The organism is Herbaspirillum sp. NPDC101396 (genome assembly GCF_044767365.1).
Classification (GTDB): Bacteria; Pseudomonadota; Gammaproteobacteria; order Burkholderiales; family Burkholderiaceae_D; genus Herbaspirillum.
Window position 1 is genome coordinate 852,353 of the sequence record NZ_JBIWNT010000001.1, and the last position, 17,639, is coordinate 869,991.

Below are 17,639 nucleotides of genomic sequence, written 5' to 3' on the forward strand. Positions count from 1 at the left end.
CATGCGTACCATCGTCCATCTCTCCGACCTGCATTTCGGCCGTATCGACGAAGCGCTGATCGCACCGATCATTGCACAGATACACGAACTTGCGCCGGACCTCATCGTCGTCTCCGGCGACCTGACCCAACGGGCGCGCTCCGAGCAGTTCCGCGAAGCACGCCAGTTCCTCGACGCTTTGCCGCAGCCGCAGATCGTGGTGCCAGGCAATCACGACATTCCGCTGTTCAATGTGGCAGCCCGTTTCTTCAGCCCGCTGACCAAATACCGCCGCCACATCACGGAGCAGTTGCAGCCGATTTTCATCGACGAGGAAATCGCCGTCATCGGCATTAATACCGCACGCTCGCTGACGATCAAGGATGGCCGCGTCAACGACCGCCAGATCGAGATTGCACGGCGCGAACTGGCCGCCGCCGCCGATCACGTCGTCAAGATCATCGTCACCCACCATCCCTTTGACCTGCCGCCCGGACCGCAACATCACGACCTGGTCGGCAAGGCATTGCCGGCCATGCGTGCGTTTGCCATCTGCGGTGCAGATGTGCTGCTGGCCGGCCACGTGCACACCAGTTCTGCGGCAAGCAGCGCCGCGCGTTATGACATTCAGGGATATTCGGCGCTGGTGGTGCAGGCCGGTACGGCAACCTCAACACGCAGTCGCGGCGAGACAAATTCCTTCAATGTGCTGCGCGTGGAAGCGCATCACATCATTGTCGAACGAATGCATTGGCAAGTTGAGCAGGGAAAGTTCGTGCTGGGAGCAGCCGATGCCTTTGAGCAACGTGGTAACGAATGGTTTGCAGTAGTATCGTGAAATCAAAAGGCTCCGTCTCGTGAAAGACGGAGCCTTCAGCAGTACAGTCCGTACGGACTTTTTCCTATCGGATTTACCTCTTCGCGCCGGGATTGCCCTTCATGTCCGGGTTGTTCGCAGGAATGCTCTTGTCATCGCCGTCACCGCCGGACGCCTTGCCCATCGCACCGGCTTCGGAAGCGCGTTTGTCCTTGCGCTCGGCCGACTTGGTGGCGCGCGATTTACCCTTGGCGTTGTCGGTCACCTGATTGGTGGCGTTATTGGCCGGACCCGACTTGTCGTCGCCGTCGCCGCCGCCTGCATTGACCGCATGTGCTTGCATGCCGGCAGACATTGCGCCGACCATGACCAACAGGGCAAGTTGCTTCTTCATAGTGATCTCCTTGGGATAGTAAATAGTCGCCGTGACAAGGTGTCCGGCGTAACCCCATGTTAGAAGCTCATCGGCGGAAAGGCAGTCGGTGTGCACCGCGAGCGCGCGTCAGAGAAACCATTGCAGCGCTGTCAGGCATTGCTGAATCAAAGCGATCCGTTTCACCGCTGCGGCGGATTGTCGATGAAGTCGGCGACGCGATCCAGCGTCGGCGCGATATGGCGGAATGGCCGCGACAAACTCAGCACCAGCGTCACATGCGAAGTGTTGTCAAAGTACAGCTCCTGCACCGGCACCTTGTGTTCGCGCAGCAGGCGCGCCAAGCCGGCGGTATTGCGCTCGGCCTCGACCAGCTTGTCTTTGTGCGAGGCGATCAGCAAGGCAGGTACGTGGCTTTCGCCAACGTGCCTGACCGGCTGTGACTCAGGCGGCGTATCGGGAAACCAGAACACCGGCTTCACATCGGGATTTTCAATCGGCAGAAAATCATACGGCCCGGCCAATCCGATCCAGCCGCGCAACTGTTGCGGCGAGGCGCCCACCTCTTTCAGCCAGCGCGGATCGAGCGCCACCATTGCTGCATTGTAGGCGCCGGCGCTGTGTCCCATCACGAACACACGTTTGAGATCAGCGCCGTAGCCATCCGCGTGCTGCAGCGTCCATGCCACGGCGGCAGCGCTGTCGCGCACGAACTCCGGATAGCGCACTTCGGGATAGACGCGATAGTCGGCGATCACCGTGATGTAGCCGCGCGAACTCAAGGCTTCGCCGACAAAGGCGTAATCCTTGCGACTGCCGTTGTTCCAACTGCCGCCGTAGAAGAACACCACCACCGGCAAGCCGGCCACGATCGAGGCGTCAGGCGACGTCTTCTGCGGGACGTAGATGTCGAGTTGCTGGCGCGGATTGGCGCCGTAGGAAATATCGGCGGTCTTCCGATAGGCCGCTCCAGGCGTGACGGCGTTGAGCGCCTTCAGCGGTGAACAAGCGATCAGGCCGCCGCCCGCCAGCACGACCACGCCGACGATGATCAGCAGTTTGCCGAATAAGCTCATGTGATGCCTTGTTTCAATGTATGTCCACGATAGACCCCAGGACGGCGGCTTCGTTCGGTCTAGCTTGTCTTCACCGTGTTAACCAGGGCGTCCAGCAAGGGCTGCGTCGCGTCGGCGACCCGCTCCAGGCTTTCTTCGCGCAACTGATTCAGGTCGACTGCCGCAGCGCCGTTCAGGCCGGCCCATTCCAGCAACGCGGCAAAGGCCTGCGGCGTATCGAACATGCCATGCAGATAACTGCCGAGGATCTGGTCGTCGGCCGAACGCGCACCTTCCGGTCGTCCTTCGATATGAAATACCGGACGCTGCAACGCCGTCCCCGCTGACACGCCCATGTGGATTTCATAGCCGCTGACGGGGACACGGCCGGAGCCGAACTCACAATGCCCCGACACCTGCAGCAATTGTTTTTTTTGCGTCAGCTCGGTTGCCATGTCGAGCAGTCCCAATCCTTCCATACTGCCGGGCGCGCCCTCCACCCCATGCGGATCGTCGACGCTGGCGCCTAGCATCTGGAAGCCGCCGCAGATGCCGATCACTTTGCCGCCGTAGCGCAGGTGCTTGCGGATGGCGTCCGGCCAGCCTTGCTGCGTGAGCCACGCCAGATCATTGCGGGTGTTCTTGCTGCCCGGAAGGATGATCAAGTCGGCCGGCGGAATCGGCCGGCCCGGCCCGATGAACTGCAAATCAACCTCCGGATGCGCGCGCAAGGCGTCGAAATCGGTGTGATTGCTGATGCGAGGCAACACCGGTACGATCACGCGAAACGTTCCTTTGGCGCTCTGGCTGGACGCCACCGCATCCTCGGCATCGAGATGCAGGCCGTGCAGATACGGCAGCACCGCCAGCACCGGCTTGCCGGTGCGTTGCTCGAGCCAGTCCAGTCCCGGCTGCAACAAACTGATGTCGCCCCGGAAACGATTGATCACGAAGCCGACCACGCGCGCCTGCTCGCTCTCGGACAGGCAGGCCAGCGTGCCGGTCAGATGGGCGAACACGCCGCCGCGGTCGATGTCGGCCACCAGTACAACCGGGCAATCGACCGCTTCGGCAAAACCCATATTGGCGATGTCGCGTGCGCGCAGGTTGATTTCAGCCGGGCTGCCGGCCCCCTCCACCAGCACCACTTCGTATTGTGTGCGCAGGCGTTGATAGGACTCCAGCACCGCTTCCATGGCGCTGGTCTTGTAGCGGTGATAGTCACGCGCGTTCATGTCGGCGCGCACCTTACCGTGCACGATCACCTGTGCGCCGGTGTCGCTGGACGGTTTCAGCAGCACCGGATTCATGTCGGTGTGCGGCGCGATGCCGGCGGCCTGCGCCTGCAAGGCCTGGGCCCGGCCGATCTCGCCGCCGTCGCTGGTCACGGCGCTGTTGAGCGCCATGTTCTGCGGCTTGAACGGCGCCACCTTGACGCCCTGGCGATGCAGCAAGCGGCACAGCGCCGCCACCACCGTACTCTTGCCGGCGTCGGAGGTCGTGCCCTGCACCATCAGCGTGTGGAAAGGAAATGTCATGCAGAGTGCTCCGTGTGCTCCGTCTGTTCACGCCACACCTGCAGCCCCTGCTGCAGACGTTGCCAGCCGGCTTCGTCCGGCGGCAGGCCCAGACGGATACCACCTGCGCCGCGCGTAAAGAGCCGCACCCAGATACTCTGGCGCGCCATGCAATCATGGAAGGCGGCGGCGTTCGGCTCCGGCCACCACTGATACATGGCGCTGCCGCTGGAGTCGATTCCATAGTCGGCCAGCAAGCGCTGCAAACGCTCACCTGCGGCCAGCAAACGCGTACGCGTGCCTTGCTGCCAATCGGAGTCGCGCAAGGCGGCGATGCCGATCTGCTGCGCCGGTCCGCTGACCGACCAGGGGCCCAGCCACTCGCGCAAGCCGTTCAGGATAGTGTCCTGCGCAGCAACGAATCCGAGCCGAACGCCGGCCAGTCCGAAGAATTTCCCGACTGAACGCAACACGATCAATCCGGCCTGCGCGCCCGTGTGCGCCGCCACACTCAACTGCGGCGTCGTGTCGCCGAACGCCTCATCGACCACCAGCCAGCCGCCGCGCGCCGCCAGCTGCTGCGCCCAGCGGAGCAGGACGTCGGGCGTGACGCGCGCGCCGGTCGGGTTGTTCGGATTGCAGACCACCATCACGTCGCATGCGTCCACCGTATCAGGCAAATCCGCATAGCCGACTTCGCGCATCGCGTGTCCAGCCTGCTGCCAGCGATGCGCGTGCTCGGCGTAAGCCGGTGCGGCAACGACTACCCGCGCCACGCCGTGCTCACGCAAACGCAATTGCGGCAATGCCTGGATCGCCGCCTGGGTGCCGGCCACCGGCAGCATCTGCGGCGCGCCGTAATAGGCGCAGGCGGCCGCAGCCAGGTCATCGCTGGCCTCCGGCAAACGATGCCAGGCGTCGGCGCGCAAGGACGGTGCCGGATAGAAATCGGGATTGATGCCGGTCGACAGATCGAGCCAGTCGGCGCGCGCAACGCCGTAGCGGATCACCGCGTCGTTGAGGTTGCCGCCGTGTTCAAGCATGAGGCGCTCCGAACGACAACAGCGTGGACAGCAGCATGGCGGTCGCCAGCATCACCGTCAGCCACAGCATCGCCGTGCGCGACACCAGCGTCCAGGCGCGTGCAATATCGTCAGCCACCGCGTCGCGGCCGATGCCGAGCGGCGGCCGTTGCTCGACTTCGCCGTCATAGATGGCTGCGCCGCCCAAGGCCAATCCGAGCGCACCCGCACCCGACGACATCACCGGCCCGGCGTTAGGACTACTCCATGCCGGCGCCTGTTCGCGCCAGCATTTACGCGCCTGACGCCAGTTGCCCAGCACCGCATACGACAGCGCCGTCAGCCGCGCAGGAATCCAGTTGAGCGCATCGTCGATGCGCGCGGCCGTGCAGCCGAACGCCAGAAAGCGGGGAGTGCGGTAACCCCACATGGCGTCGAGCGTATTGGCCAGGCGAAACAGCAAGGCGCCGGGACCGCCGGCGACGGCAAACCAGAACAAGGTGCCGAAGACGGCGTCGTTGCCGTTCTCCAGCAACGATTCGACGGCGGCCTTGGCCAGGTCGGTTTCCTGCGACTGCGTGGTGTCGCGGCTGACGATGCGGCCGGTCAATGCGCACGCCGCCGCCAGGTCGCCGTCTTTCAGCGCCGCCGCAATCGGCATGACGTGGTCGCGCAGGCTGCGCAGGCCGATGCAGAAATACAGCAGCAACACATGCCAGGCGGCAGCCAGCCACAGCGATTGGCGCGCCAGCAGTATGGTCGCGGCGCAGGCCAGCGCCACCGGCGGCAGCACCGCCAGCAGCCAGGCGAACACGCCGCGTGCATAACTGCCGGGCTGGCGATTCAGCCGTCGTTCAATCCACTGCACATAGTGACCGAAGCCGACCAGCGGATGCCAACGCGGCGTCTCCCCGAGCAGCCAGTCGAGCGCCACCCCGGCCGCCATCAGCAGCGCCAGCAAAGTCATGTCGAAGGCGTTGAAAGCACTCAGCATGCGCGTCCTTTCAACTCCAGCGGCAAACCGGCGGCAACGAACTGCACGCGCTCGCAGAGCGCTGCCACGGCCTGATTCAGGCGCCCCGCTTCATCGACGAACCAGCGTGAAATCGCGCCCTGTGGCACGATGCCCATGCCGACTTCGTTGGACACCAGCACCACGTCGCCCGGCGCGTGCGACAAGGCTTGCAGGAAGCGCTCACGTTCCGCCGCAAAGCGTGCCGGTGCTTCGATGCGGCCGACTTCGGGATATTCCTTGTGTTCGCTGAACAGCAGGTTCGACAGCCAGACGGTCAGGCAATCCACCAGCACGACGTTGCCGGGTTGGCTGGCGCGCGCGATGGCGTCGCCCAGCGCGAGTTGTTCTTCCACGGTTTCCCAATGGGTGTATTGCGTGCTGCGCTGCTGCCGGTGCAAGGCGATGCGCGCCGCCATTTCATCGTCGCCGACGGCGGCCGTGGCGATGTAGATCACCGGCTTGCCGGCGCCGGCCGCCAGCCGTTCCGCTTGTGCGCTCTTGCCCGAGCGCGCGCCGCCGAACACCAGGGTTCGGGTGGTTTGCTGATTCATTTTCTGACCCATTGTTGTTCTTCCTTGTTTCCCCACGCATCGCGAAACACCAGATCGTCCAGCGATTGCCGAGCCGCCCAGCCCTCCTGCTCCAGCATCGGACGCGCATAGAATTCCTTGACGTGCCCCAGGCAGATCACCGCCACCGGCTTGGCGCCCGCCGGCATCGCCAGCAGCGTCGCCAGTTTGTCGGCATCGAACAGCGACACCCAGCCCATGCCGATGCCCTCGGCGCGTGCGGCCAGCCACATGTTCTGGATGGCGCAGGCGACCGAGGCCAGATCCATCTCGGGCAAGGTGCGTCGGCCGAATACGTGGCGTTCGCGATCATCCATCAAAGCCGCCACCAGCAACGCGCCGCACTCGCGGATGCCTTCCACCTTGAGCCGCATGAATTCGTCTTCGCGTTCATGCAGGGCTTGCGCGGTCAGCACGCGCTCCTGCTCGACCAGCGCATGGATGGCGTCGCGGCGGCGGCGTTCGGTGATGCGGATGAAACGCCACGGCTGCATGAAACCCACGCTTGGTCCCAGATGCGCCGCTTCGAGCAGGCGCTGCAGCAACGCCGGATCAACCGGGTCCGGCAAGAAATGACGGATGTCGCGCCGCTCCGCGATCACGCGGTAGACGGCATCGATATCGGCCTGGCTGTAACGATGGCTCATGCCGCTGCCTCAGGTTCAGCTTCAGCTTCAAGCGCAGGCTGCGGCAGAAACAACGCCGCCGCCGCTTCCGGTGACGACGCAAAATAAGCATGCAGGTACGTCGCCGTCACGCCACGTACACGATAGACGCGCTCGCCTGCCGAGGTGTCATACAGGCGCTCACCGGTGTACGCCGCAGCAAGCGCTGTCACCGTGGTCGAATAGTGAAAGGTATGGCAGCGCAGCGTGCCCTGCGGCAGCGCGATGATCTGATAGCCAAGTCCCTGCAAACGCCGCTGCATCACCGCGCGGCCGCTCAGAACGCCGAGCATGCGCGCCCTTGCGCCGTCCTTGTCGCTCAGGCTTTCCAGCAGGTAGAGCAAGCCGCCGCATTCCGCATACAGCGGCTTGCCTTCGGTGCAATGGTCGATCAGCGCCTGCCTCATGGCGACATTGCCCTGCAATTCCTGCAAGTGCAGCTCAGGATAGCCGCCGGGCAAATACACGCTGTCCGCCGGCGGCAGCGCGGCGTCGCGCAGCGGGGAAAAGAACACCAGCGTCGCGCCGAGCTTGCGCAGCAAGTCCAGATTGCCGGGATAGATAAACGAAAACGCCTTGTCACGCGCCACGGCGATGCGCTGTCCCGCCAGCAGTGGCGGCAGCGACGGCACATCAGCATCCGTTTCCGGCGCAATGAACTCGACCGGCGCCGGCATGCGCGCTAGTTCGGTGGCGCCGATCAGCACGGCGGCAGCGTCGATGCGCCGGTCGAGATCGGCAACTTCCGCTGCCGGCACCAGGCCGAGATGACGCTCCGGCAGTTTGAACTGCAGATTGCGCGGCATGCTGCCCAGATACGCAACGCCATGCGGCATGCCCTGACGCAGCATCTCTTCATGACGCGGACTGGCGACGCCATTGCCGAGCAGGCCCAGCAGCGGAAAGCCGGGCCGGTAATGCGCCAGGCCGTAGCCGATCGCCCCCAGCGTCTGCGCCACGCCGGCGACGTCCACCACCGCCACGGCGGGAATCTTCATCAGTTCGGCCAGGTCGGCGCTGCACGGCTCGCCGTCGAACAGGCCCATCACGCCTTCGACCAGGATCAGGTCGGCCTGTTGCGCGGCTTCGTGCAGCAGGCGGCGGCATTCCGCCACACCCATCATCCACAGGTCGAGCTGATATACGGGATGGCCGCTGGCGCGTTCAAGGATGGTCGGGTCGAGGAAGTCAGGCCCGGTCTTGAATACGCGCACCCTGCGGCCCTGCGAGCAATGCCAGCGCGCCAGCGCCGCCGTCACGGTGGTCTTGCCATGATTCGAGCCGGGCGCGGTGATGAATAGCGCCGGGCACAAAGCAGAAGACGCAGCAGAAGACATACCGGAAGTCGAAGCGGCGGCGGACGACAGCGTTGCCATGATCAGAACTCAACGCCCTTTTGTGCCTTGATGCCTTGTTCTTTGTAGGGATGCTTGAGCGGGCGCATCTCGCTGACCAGGTCGGCCAGTTCAATCAGCGCGTCCGGCGCATGGCGGCCGGTGACCACGATGTGCAGCATCTCGCGCCGTGCGGCGAAGACGTCGAGCACTTCCTGCAGATCAAGGTACTGGTATTTGAGGACGATGTTCATCTCGTCGAGGATTACCATGTCATAGGACGGATCCTTGATCATGCGCACTGCTTCGGCCCAGCCGTGGGCGGCGGTTTTCATGTCGGCGTCGCGGTCCTGGGTATCCCAGGTGTAGCCGGAACCGACCACGTGGAAATCACAGTTCGCATGGCCGCCGAGAAAGTCGCGCTCGGCGCTGTACAAGGCACCCTTGATGAACTGCACCACGCCCAGCTTCATGCCGTGGCCGAGGATGCGCATGCCCATGCCGAAGGCGGCACTGGACTTGCCCTTGCCGGTGCCGGTGTTGACGATCAGCAGGCCTTTTTCCTTTTGCGCGGCAGCCTTCTTTTTTTCGAAGCCTTCCTTGTGACGCTGGGTCATGCGTTTGTGCGATTCGGGATCGGTTTTCATGGTGCGTTCTCTTTATTTCCAGTGTGTTCCGGTGAGTTCGGACAGCAAGGCGGCGACCTTGCTGCGGCTCGGGTGGTAGCCGATGAAGACGAGTTCAGATTTGTCGGTTTCGACGTTCTCGTTGGCTGCATCGGCGACATCCAAATTAATCGTCACGCGCGTGCGCACGCCCTGCACCAGTTGCGGCCGCTTGCCCTCCAACGTCCGGACAAAGCCTTTTGTACGCAGGATGGGCTCCGACTTTGCCGCCTCGGCGAGGGCCTGCCTGAGTTTCTCCGCAGGTTGCGGCGACTGGCTACGCAGCGTGAACGACAGCCAGCCCGGATCCTGCTCGTGGAAATGCTTGTGCGTCGCCAGGCCGTGGCTGTGCGCGCCGAGGCCCGAATGCGCATGACCGTTCAGACGGCCCTGATCGGCCAGTACGCTGGCATCGGCGCCGGGCATGCGCACGTGCGTGTAAGTGTGTTGATGCGCCTGCAAGGTCGGCTGATGCAATCGCAGGCCGAGCGCCAGGCGGATGTCGAGTTGCGCCTGGTAGGCCAGTTCGAGGAAACGCACGTTGGGCGCACGCGAGCGCACGCGCTGCTCGGCGTCGAGCAACTGATCTTCGTTCAGGTCATCGATCTTGTTGAGCACGACGACATCGGCATATTCCAGCTGGCGCTCGAACATGGCGGCGACAGCCTCATCGGCGTCGGCGCTGCTGCCGTGCTGCTCGAACCGATCATCCAGCAGCAAGGGCGTATCGACCACCGCCAGCGTCGCGTCGAGAATGAAATGCGCGGCCAGATCCGGCGTCTGCAAGCTTTCCATCACCGCCGTTGGCAAGGCCAGTCCGGAGGTTTCGATCAGCACGTGATCGACCTGTGCGCGCCGCGCCGCCAATGCAAGCATGGTCGGCACGAAATGCTCGTCGTCGCCGTAGGCGATCAGACCGTAGGAAAAATCATGAATGCGCACCTGCCCGCCTTCATCGCTGCTGCTGGCGCGCATCAGATCGCCGTCAATCGTCACTTCGCCGAACTCGTTGATCAGCAAGGCCAGCCGGCGCGTCTGGCGGCGCTGCACCAGGCTGCGCAGCAAGGTCGTCTTGCCGGCGCCGAGGAAGCCGGTGACGATGGTGACGGGGATAGGCTGCGCTGGCATCATGCGCGTTTGCTTTCTTTCTGCCAGCGCTCCACCTGGGCCAAGGCTTCGTCCAGATTGCCGGCCTGCAGCGGATAATCCAGTGCCGGGCGGCGCACTGTCAGTAATGGAATATTCAATGCCTTCGCCGCATCGGCCTTGGCGCGATAACCGCCGACGTCGCCGGAATCCTTGGTCACCACGCAATCGATGTTCCAGTCGCGCCACAAGGCTTCATTGAAGCCCTGCGAAAACGGTCCCTGCATCGCGCAGATGCGGCTGCGCGGGATGCCGAGATCGATCGCGCGCTGGATGAACTCCGGCTCGGCGGTGACGCGCACGAACCATTGCTTGCGGTCGGCGCCGGGCGCTTGCAGGAAGGCCGCGATGTCTTTCGAACCAGTGGCGAGGAAGATGCGCTCGCCGCCGGCGATCGCCTGTACCGCAGCCTCTTCCATCGAATCGTACACCTGGGCATCGGCGGCGGCGATCCCGCTCGGACGTTCGTAGCGCAGATAGGGAATGTCGAGGCTTTGCGACAAGCCCATCAGTTGCTGCGACATCAGTGTTGCATACGGATGCGTGGCGTCGACCAGCGCGCGCGCTTCGTGACGCAGCAAGGCCTGCTTGCGCGCTTCCACGCCTTGGCGGCCGGCCCAGACCGTGACGCCTGGGCAATCCTGCAAGGCCAGTTCGCCACCGTACTCGGTCGCGGTCGATACCACGACCTCATGGCCTTGCGCGGCCAGTTGTTTCGCCAGCGCGTTGCCGTCACTCGTGCCCGCAAAGACCCACACGGCCTGCGACGGCAGCATCGGCTCTTCCGCAACGACCTTCGATTCGTCATGCCAGTCGTTGTAGCCGCGCGGGGTGAAGATGTAGCCGCGCTTGCGTTGCGTGAAACGGTTGCCGATCACGATGCTGGTGAGCATGTCGAATTGCAGCGAAGGCAATTCGTCGAGGCGATGGATGCTGACTTCCTGGCCGGGACGATAGGCGTTCTTCACCACGCCGCACAGCGTATGCGGCGCCTTCGCTTCCAGCATCAGCTTGAGGATGCGGTACACGCCCTCCTGGCGGCCGGCGCTTTGCACGTTGTACAGCACGCAGGCCAGATCAGCCTGGGCGATGTGACGTGCACGGTTCTCAATCCACTCCCACGGACACAGCAAATTCGACAGGCTCAGCGTGGCGAAATCGTGCGACAGCGGCGAACCCAGCAAGGACGCGCAGGCGTTGGCAGAGGTCACGCCGGGGATGACGTTGACCTGGTAGTCGTCGTCCTCCTTCATCTCGTCGAAGGCCAGCGCCGCCATGGCGTAGATGCCGATGTCGCCGCTCGAGATCAGCGCAACCTTCTCACCGTTGCGCGCCTTGTCGATCGCCAGCAAGGCGCGTTCGCGCTCCTGCGTCAGCGGCGGCGTGTGGATTTCCTTGCCCTCGATATGCGAACTGATCCAGCGCAGATACAGCTCATAGGCCACGATGACGTTGCTGTCGCGCAAGGCGGCGATGGCGCGCGGCACGATCAGATCGCCGAAACCGGGACCGACCGACACCAGATTCAATACTCCACTCATAACACTGCTTTCTTTTTCAATTTCATATTATTCATTTCGGATCCGCCTGACTTTCAACATCAGGCAAACCGATGTCTTCCACGATCGCGACGGTCACGCCTTCCAGTGCGGTCTTCGGCAGCGCCAGTACGCCGCGCGGACTGGCGATCAGCGCGCACGGCTCGCACACGCCGTCGACACCAACGTTCTTCTGCACCCATTCCGACGGCGCCGTCACCCAGCCGCGTGCAGCGACGTCCGAGGCTGCGATGACACGCAGCGGCAATTCATTGGCAGCGCAAAAACTCAGCAGGCCGGGCTCTTCCGCTTTCAGGTCGATGGTCGCCACTTCGCGCACGTCGCTCAGCGGACGGCCGACCAAGGCCAATGCGTGCGTCACGGCGGCGGCGATCTTTTCCACCGGCACGTTCTTGCGGCAGCCGATGCCCAGCACCAGCGGCTTCAAGGCTTCGGTCGCAGTGGTCACCACCGGCACCGCGCCGACCACGTTGGCGACGCGATAGGCAAGGCGGTTGCCGCCGCCTTCGTGACCGCCCAACAGCGATACCGCGAAACGCCCCGCTTCATCGAGCAGCACCACCGCCGGATCGGTCAGCTTGTCCTGCGGCAGGCCTTCCAGGAAACGCACCGCCACGCCGCTGGCCGCCAGCATCACCCATTGCCCCTGAGAGCGATAGGATGCGCGGAACTGCTGCTTCTGCGGAATGCCCGCATTCAGCCACGGCCGGTACAGCGTGCCGCCCAGTTGCCCCTGCAGACGCGCCGCCAAGGCTTCACTCTCCGCTCGCACCAGCCAGATGCCCAGAGAAGTCGATGGTGCGTTTTGCAGGGAATTGTTCATGATCAGACCTCGTCTCCGGTGACGGAAATTTCCACGGGTTCTGCGGCGCTGTTGTCTTTATTCTTCTTGTCTTTCTTCACCACACGGAACAGATGCGTGAAATCCTTGGAATACAGACTCGATTCGACTTGCTGTCCCTTGTCCAGTGCCGCACCGACCAACATCATCGTGGTCAGGTTCCAGGCTCCGCGTTTGGTTTCCTCTAGCACGGTCGCCAGCGTGCCCTGATAGACGCGCTGATCGGGCCAGGTGGCGCGGTACACCAGCGTCACCGGCGTGGTCTCGGGATAGTGCAGGCGCAGGTCGGTGACGATCTTTTTCAGATGCGGACCGGACAGGAAGATGCACATGGTGGCCTGATGTTCGGCCAGGCGCGCAATCGATTCCAGCTCCGGCACTGCCGACGCACGGCCGGAGACGCGCGTCAGGATCACTGTCTGCGATACTTCCGGCTTGGTCAGTTCGGCCGTCACGGCTGACGCCGCCGCAGTGAATGACGACACGCCCGGCACGACTTCATAGGCAATGCCGAGCGCTTCGAGGCGGCGCATCTGCTCGGCCGTCGCGCCGTAGATGGCCGGGTCGCCCGAGTGCAGGCGAACCACGTCGAGATCCTGCGCCCTGGCGCGCTCGTAGCATGCCTGCTGCTGCTCGAGGTCGAGCTCGGCGGTGTCGATCAGCTCGGCGTCGGGACGGCAATGCTGCAGCATCTCGGTCGGCACCAGCGAACCTGCGTACAACACCATCTTCACGCTACCGAGCAACCTGGCGCCGCGCAGCGTGATCAGGTCGGGAGCGCCGGGGCCGGCGCCTACAAAGTAAACTTTCATCCTTGATGCCTCTTTTCCAATGCGGTCTTGCGAATGAGCATGGTCGCCAGGTAGCCGCTCACGGCATGGTCCCGGTCGCCTGCTTCCAGTTCGCGCAAATCGTTTGCCAATACTTCGCCGTCCAATCCGATGCGCCGGGCGAAGGCGCAGTGTTCAGCGATGCCCATTTCTTTCAGCAACGCCAGCACCCATGGCAGGCGCGCGCCGATTTTCATCAATACGACGATGTCATGTGTGTCGATCTCCTGCTGCAATGTCGCCGGATCGTCCGGGCACGGCAGGATCAGGGTGCGCTCCTTGCCCACGCCCAGCGGCCAGTCCAGCGCCGCGGCCGCCGACGCATAACTGGTGATGCCGGGGAAAGTCCGGTGCGGAAATGCCGGCAGCAGATCCTTCAGCGCCGCCAGGATGTAACCGTAGGTCGAATACGTCAGCGTGTCGCCGATGGTCAGGTAGGCGACGCTGCGCCCGGCCTGCAATTCGACGGCGATATCCTGCGCCAGTTGCGCATAATGCTCGCGCAGCACGTTGCGGTCGGGGTCCATGTTGAACTCGACTTCGCGCAGGCGTTCCGGCGCGACGGCGACACCTTCCAGGCATTGCAGCGCGACCGAGGTGTCGGCGCTTTTGGCGCGCGGCACGTAAATCAGGTCGGCCTGCTGCAAGGCCTGCATCGCCGCCAGCGGCAAATAACCCGCCGGCCCGGGACCGACCCCGATGCCCCAGAACATGCCCTGCTCATTGCTTGCGCTCATGCACGGCCTCCCAGTAAATTGCCGTCGAGATCGAACAGGCGCACCTCGATGCGCTTCACCGACGGCACACGCGCCTGCGCCAGCGCCGCGATGCGGGCTTCGATGGTGCGCCACAAAGTGACTGCGCCAGGTTTATCCTTCAGACGTTCGATTGCTGCTTCCACTGTATTTGCACTTTCTATTTCGGCGATCAGCGATGCGGAAAATCCGAGCTTCGCCGCCAGTTCCGACGCCACCCGGGCCACACCGCCCATCGCCATATTGCTCTTGCTCGAATGCGTATCCCAGACGCCGTCGAGCACCTTGGCCAGCTTGCCGGGATGCCCCGCCAGCCACAACACGTCCAGCTGCGCACCCTGCTCGGCCAACGCCGCTTGCGTGAAGTCGAGCGCGTCGCCGAGGAAATTGGCGATCTGCACCGAGCGCGCTTCCGGCAGACCCAGCTCGTCCCGCGCAAACGTCCGGCCGATCTTGCCGGGCAGATACGCTACGCAAGACGCCACGCCGCCGGGCGTGCTGTCATCGGCCAGCGCCACGCGGATATACACCTCTATCGACGCGATCCACGAGGCCAGCGACATCGGTTCGACGATGCCCGAGGTGCCGAGGATCGAAATACCGCCGACGATCCCGAGACGCGGGTTGAAAGTCTTTTGCGCGATCTTCTGGCCGTCTTCGCAACCGATGGCGAGATCGAAACCGGCCTCGCCGTTCATGCCCAACTCTGCCAGCACCTCCGCCACCGCCAGCCGCATCATCTGGCGCGGCACCGGATTGATGGCCGGTTCACCGACCGCCACGCGCAAGCCGGGCCGGGTTGCGGTACCGACGCCGGACGCCGCCTTGAAGCGAATTTCTCCCGCATCATTACGCGCGACTTCCGCAAAAATCGTTGCACCGTGCGTGTTGTCGGGATCGTCGCCGCCGTCCTTCAATACCTCTGCACGTACACGCTTGCCATCGAGCTGCTGCACGGCCTGTATCGGCACCAGCAGGTAATGCTTGCCGTCCGGCAGGCTGACTTCCGCCTTGTCGATCTTCTCGTCGCGCAACAGCATCATCAGCGCCGCCTTGACCGCTGCGGTGGCGCAGCTGCCGGTCGTCCTGCCGCGCCGCAAGCCATTGGGAGCCGGCACGGCGAGGTCGAATTCGGCGCGTTCAAGCTCCTGCATTGACTGTTGACTCCGCGTTCTGTGCGGCGATGACCTGTCCGATGGCGTCGATCATCAGGGCGTTGACCACCGTCGCCGCCCATGGCGATCCTCCACGTGTGCCGCTGTTGGTGATGCGCGGCACTTGCAGGCAGCGGCGCAGCTCGTCCTTGCTTTCACGCGTACCGACGAAGCCGACCGGCAAACCGATCACCAGCTGCGGCCGCCAGCCGTGCTCGCGGATCAGGCGCGTCGTCTCGACGATTGCGGTCGGCGCATCGCCGATGGCGAGGATGATGTCGTTGCCGAATTTTTCCCACGCACGGCGCACGCCGGCGGCAGAGCGCGTGATACCTTGCGCCTGCGCCAGAAGATGTGTTTCTCGATCGTGCACGCCGCACCAGGTTTCGACGCCGAGCTGTTCGACCAGCGCGCGTTTCAAGCCGGTCTGCACCATGGTCACGTCGGTCACCACACGCTTGCAGCGCAGGATGGCGCGGATGCCGGCATCAATCGCACCGGCTGAAAAAAAGATGTCGTCAACGGCATCGAAATCGCCGCTGGTATGCACCAGCCGTTGCAACGCAGTCAGGTGCGCCGGCGGGAACATCGACCAGTCGCGACCGGCGGCGATGATCTCGAAGCTTTCCTTCTCGATCGGATGCGGCACATACGGTGGGAATTCCACCTTCGGCTCAGCCGCGAGCGTTTCGCGATTTAACAAGCCACGCACCTGCAGATGATGCGCACGCTGCGGCTCGCCGATCTGTTCTTCGAAACCGACGATCTGCACGCGGTATTTGCACAGGCTGCAATTCATGGCCGCGCGGCCTTCAACGGCGTCCCGCGCACGTTCCAGCAGGACGTCGGCGACGTGTTGGTGCACGCCGAGATAGCCGGCCTTCAGCACTTCCAGCCCAGGCTCGCGCTGTTGCATTTCATCAGCGGCGGCATAAATGCGTTTGACCAATACGCCGTCGAACAGGAAGAACGGCAACACCACGATACGCGCAAAACCGAGCAAGGCGGCCGCGCGCAAACCGTCGGCGACCAGCGGCTTGGCGGTGCCGGAATAGCAGACGTAGACGCCGCCGAAGCCCATGCCTTCTTCCAGCATGCGCGCGAGTTTCGACACTTCGCCGTTGGCGTCGGGGTCAGTGGTGCCGCGCCCGACCAGCACCAGGCAAGTGTCGTCGCGGCGGATGGTTTGGGATGATTGCGCTTCGGCGGCGAGGATGCGTTCCTGCGCCAGTTGCAACAGTTGCGGATGCAGGTTCATCGCCGCGCCGAAATGGAAATCGACCTCCGGATGCCTGCGCGCCAGCTCCAGCACTTCGGCCGGCATGTCGTTCTTGGCGTGGCGTGCGGCCAGCAGCACGCCGGGCACCACCGCGACCTGCTTGCTGCCGGCGGCGAGATTGGCTTCGACGGCTTCGCTGATGGTCGGGCTTGAAAATTCGAGATAGCCGTGCGTGACCACGCGGCCGGGCGCGCGGGCGCGCACGATGTCGACCAGCGCTTCGAACTCGCGCACGGCGTCGGCGTCGCGACTGCCGTGACCGGCGATCACGATACCGTAACTTGCCTGATCGTCAACAATATTAACGATATCGGCAGGCACTGCGCTCATGCCGCCTCCGCAGACTTGGCAGATGCGGCCGGTGGCGGCTCGATCTGGCTGTCCATGGGCGTATGGGTGCGAATCAGCATGATGCTCATGTCGGTGAACTCCTTGTCCACGCATTCGGCCAGGGTGCCGTGCCACTCTGCTTCACCGCGCGTGAGGTTTTCCCAGACTTCGGTCGGATGATCGGGCTGCACACCGTTTTCCAGCAGGTAAGCCGCGATATGGCGCGGCATGAAGGAGCGCGCTGCATCCCATGGACACGGTATCACAATCGCATTGCGGCCGTCATTGAGCACATGCACCAGATGGCGCTTGAATGGCGTCAGGTCGCCGCGGCGATGAAAGGTGATGAAGGTGGTTTCATCGAAGCAGACCTTGGCGCGCGAGGCCAGGATTTGCGCCGAGGAAATGCCGGGCAAGGTCTCGACCGGATGGCCGCAGGCGCGCTCGACGCGCTCCAGATACTGGAAGCCGCTGAAATGGATGTCGCCCATGAACACCACCACGCAGCGCTTGCCGGCATGATGCGCGGCGGCAACCAGATCGAGCTGGGCAACCTGGTCGCGGTAGTTCATCAAGATGACTTGCGCCGTCGGCGGGATGATGCTTTGCACCACGTTGACGACGGCGTCGAAGCCCGCCACCACGTCGGCATCGCGAATCAGCTCCGCGCCGCGTTGAGTGAGATAGCCGATGTCGCCGGGGCCTGCGCCTATACAGATGATCATTTCTTGTTC

General features: G+C 63.7%; 18 protein-coding genes. 1 reads left to right on the top strand and 17 read right to left on the bottom strand.

What is annotated here, in order from left to right; genetic code table 11:
- Window position 1 precedes the first annotated feature (1 nt).
- Complete coding sequence (locus tag ACIROY_RS03775; protein WP_402271008.1) at window positions 2-817, top strand: metallophosphoesterase family protein; 816 nt, start codon at window positions 2-4, stop codon at window positions 815-817.
- Between the two features lie 73 nt (window positions 818-890).
- Here ACIROY_RS03775 and ACIROY_RS03780 read toward each other — a convergent pair whose 3' ends face one another.
- The 17 genes from ACIROY_RS03780 to ACIROY_RS03860 all read right to left on the bottom strand — a co-directional run bounded on the left by ACIROY_RS03780 (window position 891) and on the right by ACIROY_RS03860 (window position 17,630).
- Window positions 891-1,190 (bottom strand): hypothetical protein, encoded by a 300-nt coding sequence (locus tag ACIROY_RS03780; protein ID WP_402271005.1) that lies wholly within the window; start codon window positions 1,188-1,190, stop codon window positions 891-893.
- 161 nt (window positions 1,191-1,351) lie between these two features.
- Window positions 1,352-2,245: an alpha/beta hydrolase gene (locus ACIROY_RS03785; RefSeq protein WP_402339774.1), complete on the bottom strand. Its 894-nt coding sequence runs from the start codon at window positions 2,243-2,245 to the stop codon at window positions 1,352-1,354.
- A 59-nt stretch (window positions 2,246-2,304) separates the two neighbouring features.
- Complete coding sequence (locus ACIROY_RS03790; protein ID WP_402339777.1) at window positions 2,305-3,762, bottom strand: cobyric acid synthase; 1,458 nt, start codon at window positions 3,760-3,762, stop codon at window positions 2,305-2,307.
- Window positions 3,759-4,784: a threonine-phosphate decarboxylase CobD gene (gene cobD, locus ACIROY_RS03795; RefSeq protein WP_402339780.1), complete on the bottom strand. Its 1,026-nt coding sequence runs from the start codon at window positions 4,782-4,784 to the stop codon at window positions 3,759-3,761. The genes ACIROY_RS03790 and cobD overlap by 4 nt, the downstream gene beginning before the upstream one ends.
- Complete coding sequence (gene cbiB / locus ACIROY_RS03800; RefSeq protein WP_402339783.1) at window positions 4,777-5,757, bottom strand: adenosylcobinamide-phosphate synthase CbiB; 981 nt, start codon at window positions 5,755-5,757, stop codon at window positions 4,777-4,779. The genes cobD and cbiB overlap by 8 nt, the downstream gene beginning before the upstream one ends.
- Window positions 5,751-6,329 (bottom strand): bifunctional adenosylcobinamide kinase/adenosylcobinamide-phosphate guanylyltransferase, encoded by a 579-nt coding sequence (gene cobU, locus ACIROY_RS03805; RefSeq protein WP_402339786.1) that lies wholly within the window; start codon window positions 6,327-6,329, stop codon window positions 5,751-5,753. The genes cbiB and cobU overlap by 7 nt, the downstream gene beginning before the upstream one ends.
- Complete coding sequence (bluB, locus tag ACIROY_RS03810) at window positions 6,326-6,994, bottom strand: 5,6-dimethylbenzimidazole synthase (protein ID WP_402339789.1); 669 nt, start codon at window positions 6,992-6,994, stop codon at window positions 6,326-6,328. Before bluB ends, cobU begins: the two co-directional genes overlap by 4 nt.
- Window positions 6,991-8,349, bottom strand: coding sequence for a cobyrinate a,c-diamide synthase (locus ACIROY_RS03815; protein WP_402340152.1), 1,359 nt, complete (start codon window positions 8,347-8,349; stop codon window positions 6,991-6,993). The genes bluB and ACIROY_RS03815 overlap by 4 nt, the downstream gene beginning before the upstream one ends.
- A gap of 41 nt (window positions 8,350-8,390) precedes the next feature.
- A complete protein-coding gene (gene cobO, locus ACIROY_RS03820) occupies window positions 8,391-8,993 on the bottom strand; it encodes a cob(I)yrinic acid a,c-diamide adenosyltransferase (protein ID WP_016834956.1) in 603 nt (200 codons plus the stop codon).
- A 12-nt stretch (window positions 8,994-9,005) separates the two neighbouring features.
- A complete protein-coding gene (locus ACIROY_RS03825; protein ID WP_402339792.1) occupies window positions 9,006-10,142 on the bottom strand; it encodes a CobW family GTP-binding protein in 1,137 nt (378 codons plus the stop codon).
- Window positions 10,139-11,698, bottom strand: coding sequence for a precorrin-3B C(17)-methyltransferase (cobJ, locus tag ACIROY_RS03830; RefSeq protein WP_402339795.1), 1,560 nt, complete (start codon window positions 11,696-11,698; stop codon window positions 10,139-10,141). The genes ACIROY_RS03825 and cobJ overlap by 4 nt, the downstream gene beginning before the upstream one ends.
- A gap of 31 nt (window positions 11,699-11,729) precedes the next feature.
- Window positions 11,730-12,539, bottom strand: coding sequence for a cobalamin biosynthesis protein (locus ACIROY_RS03835; protein WP_402270979.1), 810 nt, complete (start codon window positions 12,537-12,539; stop codon window positions 11,730-11,732).
- A 2-nt stretch (window positions 12,540-12,541) separates the two neighbouring features.
- Window positions 12,542-13,369, bottom strand: a complete 828-nt coding sequence (gene cobM / locus ACIROY_RS03840; RefSeq protein WP_402270977.1) for a precorrin-4 C(11)-methyltransferase — start codon at window positions 13,367-13,369, stop codon at window positions 12,542-12,544.
- Window positions 13,366-14,124, bottom strand: a complete 759-nt coding sequence (gene cobI, locus ACIROY_RS03845; protein ID WP_402270975.1) for a precorrin-2 C(20)-methyltransferase — start codon at window positions 14,122-14,124, stop codon at window positions 13,366-13,368. Before cobI ends, cobM begins: the two co-directional genes overlap by 4 nt.
- Window positions 14,121-15,296 carry a cobalt-precorrin-5B (C(1))-methyltransferase CbiD gene (cbiD, locus tag ACIROY_RS03850; RefSeq protein ID WP_402339798.1) on the bottom strand — a complete coding sequence of 392 codons (1,176 nt, stop codon included), beginning with the start codon at window positions 15,294-15,296 and terminating at the stop codon, window positions 14,121-14,123. The genes cobI and cbiD overlap by 4 nt, the downstream gene beginning before the upstream one ends.
- Window positions 15,283-16,905, bottom strand: coding sequence for a precorrin-8X methylmutase (locus ACIROY_RS03855; protein WP_402339801.1), 1,623 nt, complete (start codon window positions 16,903-16,905; stop codon window positions 15,283-15,285). Before ACIROY_RS03855 ends, cbiD begins: the two co-directional genes overlap by 14 nt.
- A complete protein-coding gene (locus tag ACIROY_RS03860) occupies window positions 16,902-17,630 on the bottom strand; it encodes a cobalt-precorrin-7 (C(5))-methyltransferase (protein ID WP_402270968.1) in 729 nt (242 codons plus the stop codon). Before ACIROY_RS03860 ends, ACIROY_RS03855 begins: the two co-directional genes overlap by 4 nt.
- Window positions 17,631-17,639 lie beyond the last annotated feature (9 nt).

Coding starts and splice junctions, on each gene's coding strand:
- ACIROY_RS03775 (WP_402271008.1), top strand. CDS start 2: ATGCGTACCATCGTCCATCTCTCCGACCTGCATTTCGGCCGTATCGAC.
- ACIROY_RS03780 (WP_402271005.1), bottom strand. CDS start 1,190: ATGAAGAAGCAACTTGCCCTGTTGGTCATGGTCGGCGCAATGTCTGCC.
- ACIROY_RS03785 (WP_402339774.1), bottom strand. CDS start 2,245: ATGAGCTTATTCGGCAAACTGCTGATCATCGTCGGCGTGGTCGTGCTG.
- ACIROY_RS03790 (WP_402339777.1), bottom strand. CDS start 3,762: ATGACATTTCCTTTCCACACGCTGATGGTGCAGGGCACGACCTCCGAC.
- cobD (WP_402339780.1), bottom strand. CDS start 4,784: ATGCTTGAACACGGCGGCAACCTCAACGACGCGGTGATCCGCTACGGC.
- cbiB (WP_402339783.1), bottom strand. CDS start 5,757: ATGCTGAGTGCTTTCAACGCCTTCGACATGACTTTGCTGGCGCTGCTG.
- cobU (WP_402339786.1), bottom strand. CDS start 6,329: ATGAATCAGCAAACCACCCGAACCCTGGTGTTCGGCGGCGCGCGCTCG.
- bluB (WP_402339789.1), bottom strand. CDS start 6,994: ATGAGCCATCGTTACAGCCAGGCCGATATCGATGCCGTCTACCGCGTG.
- ACIROY_RS03815 (WP_402340152.1), bottom strand. CDS start 8,349: ATGTCTTCTGCTGCGTCTTCTGCTTTGTGCCCGGCGCTATTCATCACC.
- cobO (WP_016834956.1), bottom strand. CDS start 8,993: ATGAAAACCGATCCCGAATCGCACAAACGCATGACCCAGCGTCACAAG.
- ACIROY_RS03825 (WP_402339792.1), bottom strand. CDS start 10,142: ATGATGCCAGCGCAGCCTATCCCCGTCACCATCGTCACCGGCTTCCTC.
- cobJ (WP_402339795.1), bottom strand. CDS start 11,698: ATGAGTGGAGTATTGAATCTGGTGTCGGTCGGTCCCGGTTTCGGCGAT.
- ACIROY_RS03835 (WP_402270979.1), bottom strand. CDS start 12,539: ATGAACAATTCCCTGCAAAACGCACCATCGACTTCTCTGGGCATCTGG.
- cobM (WP_402270977.1), bottom strand. CDS start 13,369: ATGAAAGTTTACTTTGTAGGCGCCGGCCCCGGCGCTCCCGACCTGATC.
- cobI (WP_402270975.1), bottom strand. CDS start 14,124: ATGAGCGCAAGCAATGAGCAGGGCATGTTCTGGGGCATCGGGGTCGGT.
- cbiD (WP_402339798.1), bottom strand. CDS start 15,296: ATGCAGGAGCTTGAACGCGCCGAATTCGACCTCGCCGTGCCGGCTCCC.
- ACIROY_RS03855 (WP_402339801.1), bottom strand. CDS start 16,905: ATGAGCGCAGTGCCTGCCGATATCGTTAATATTGTTGACGATCAGGCA.
- ACIROY_RS03860 (WP_402270968.1), bottom strand. CDS start 17,630: ATGATCATCTGTATAGGCGCAGGCCCCGGCGACATCGGCTATCTCACT.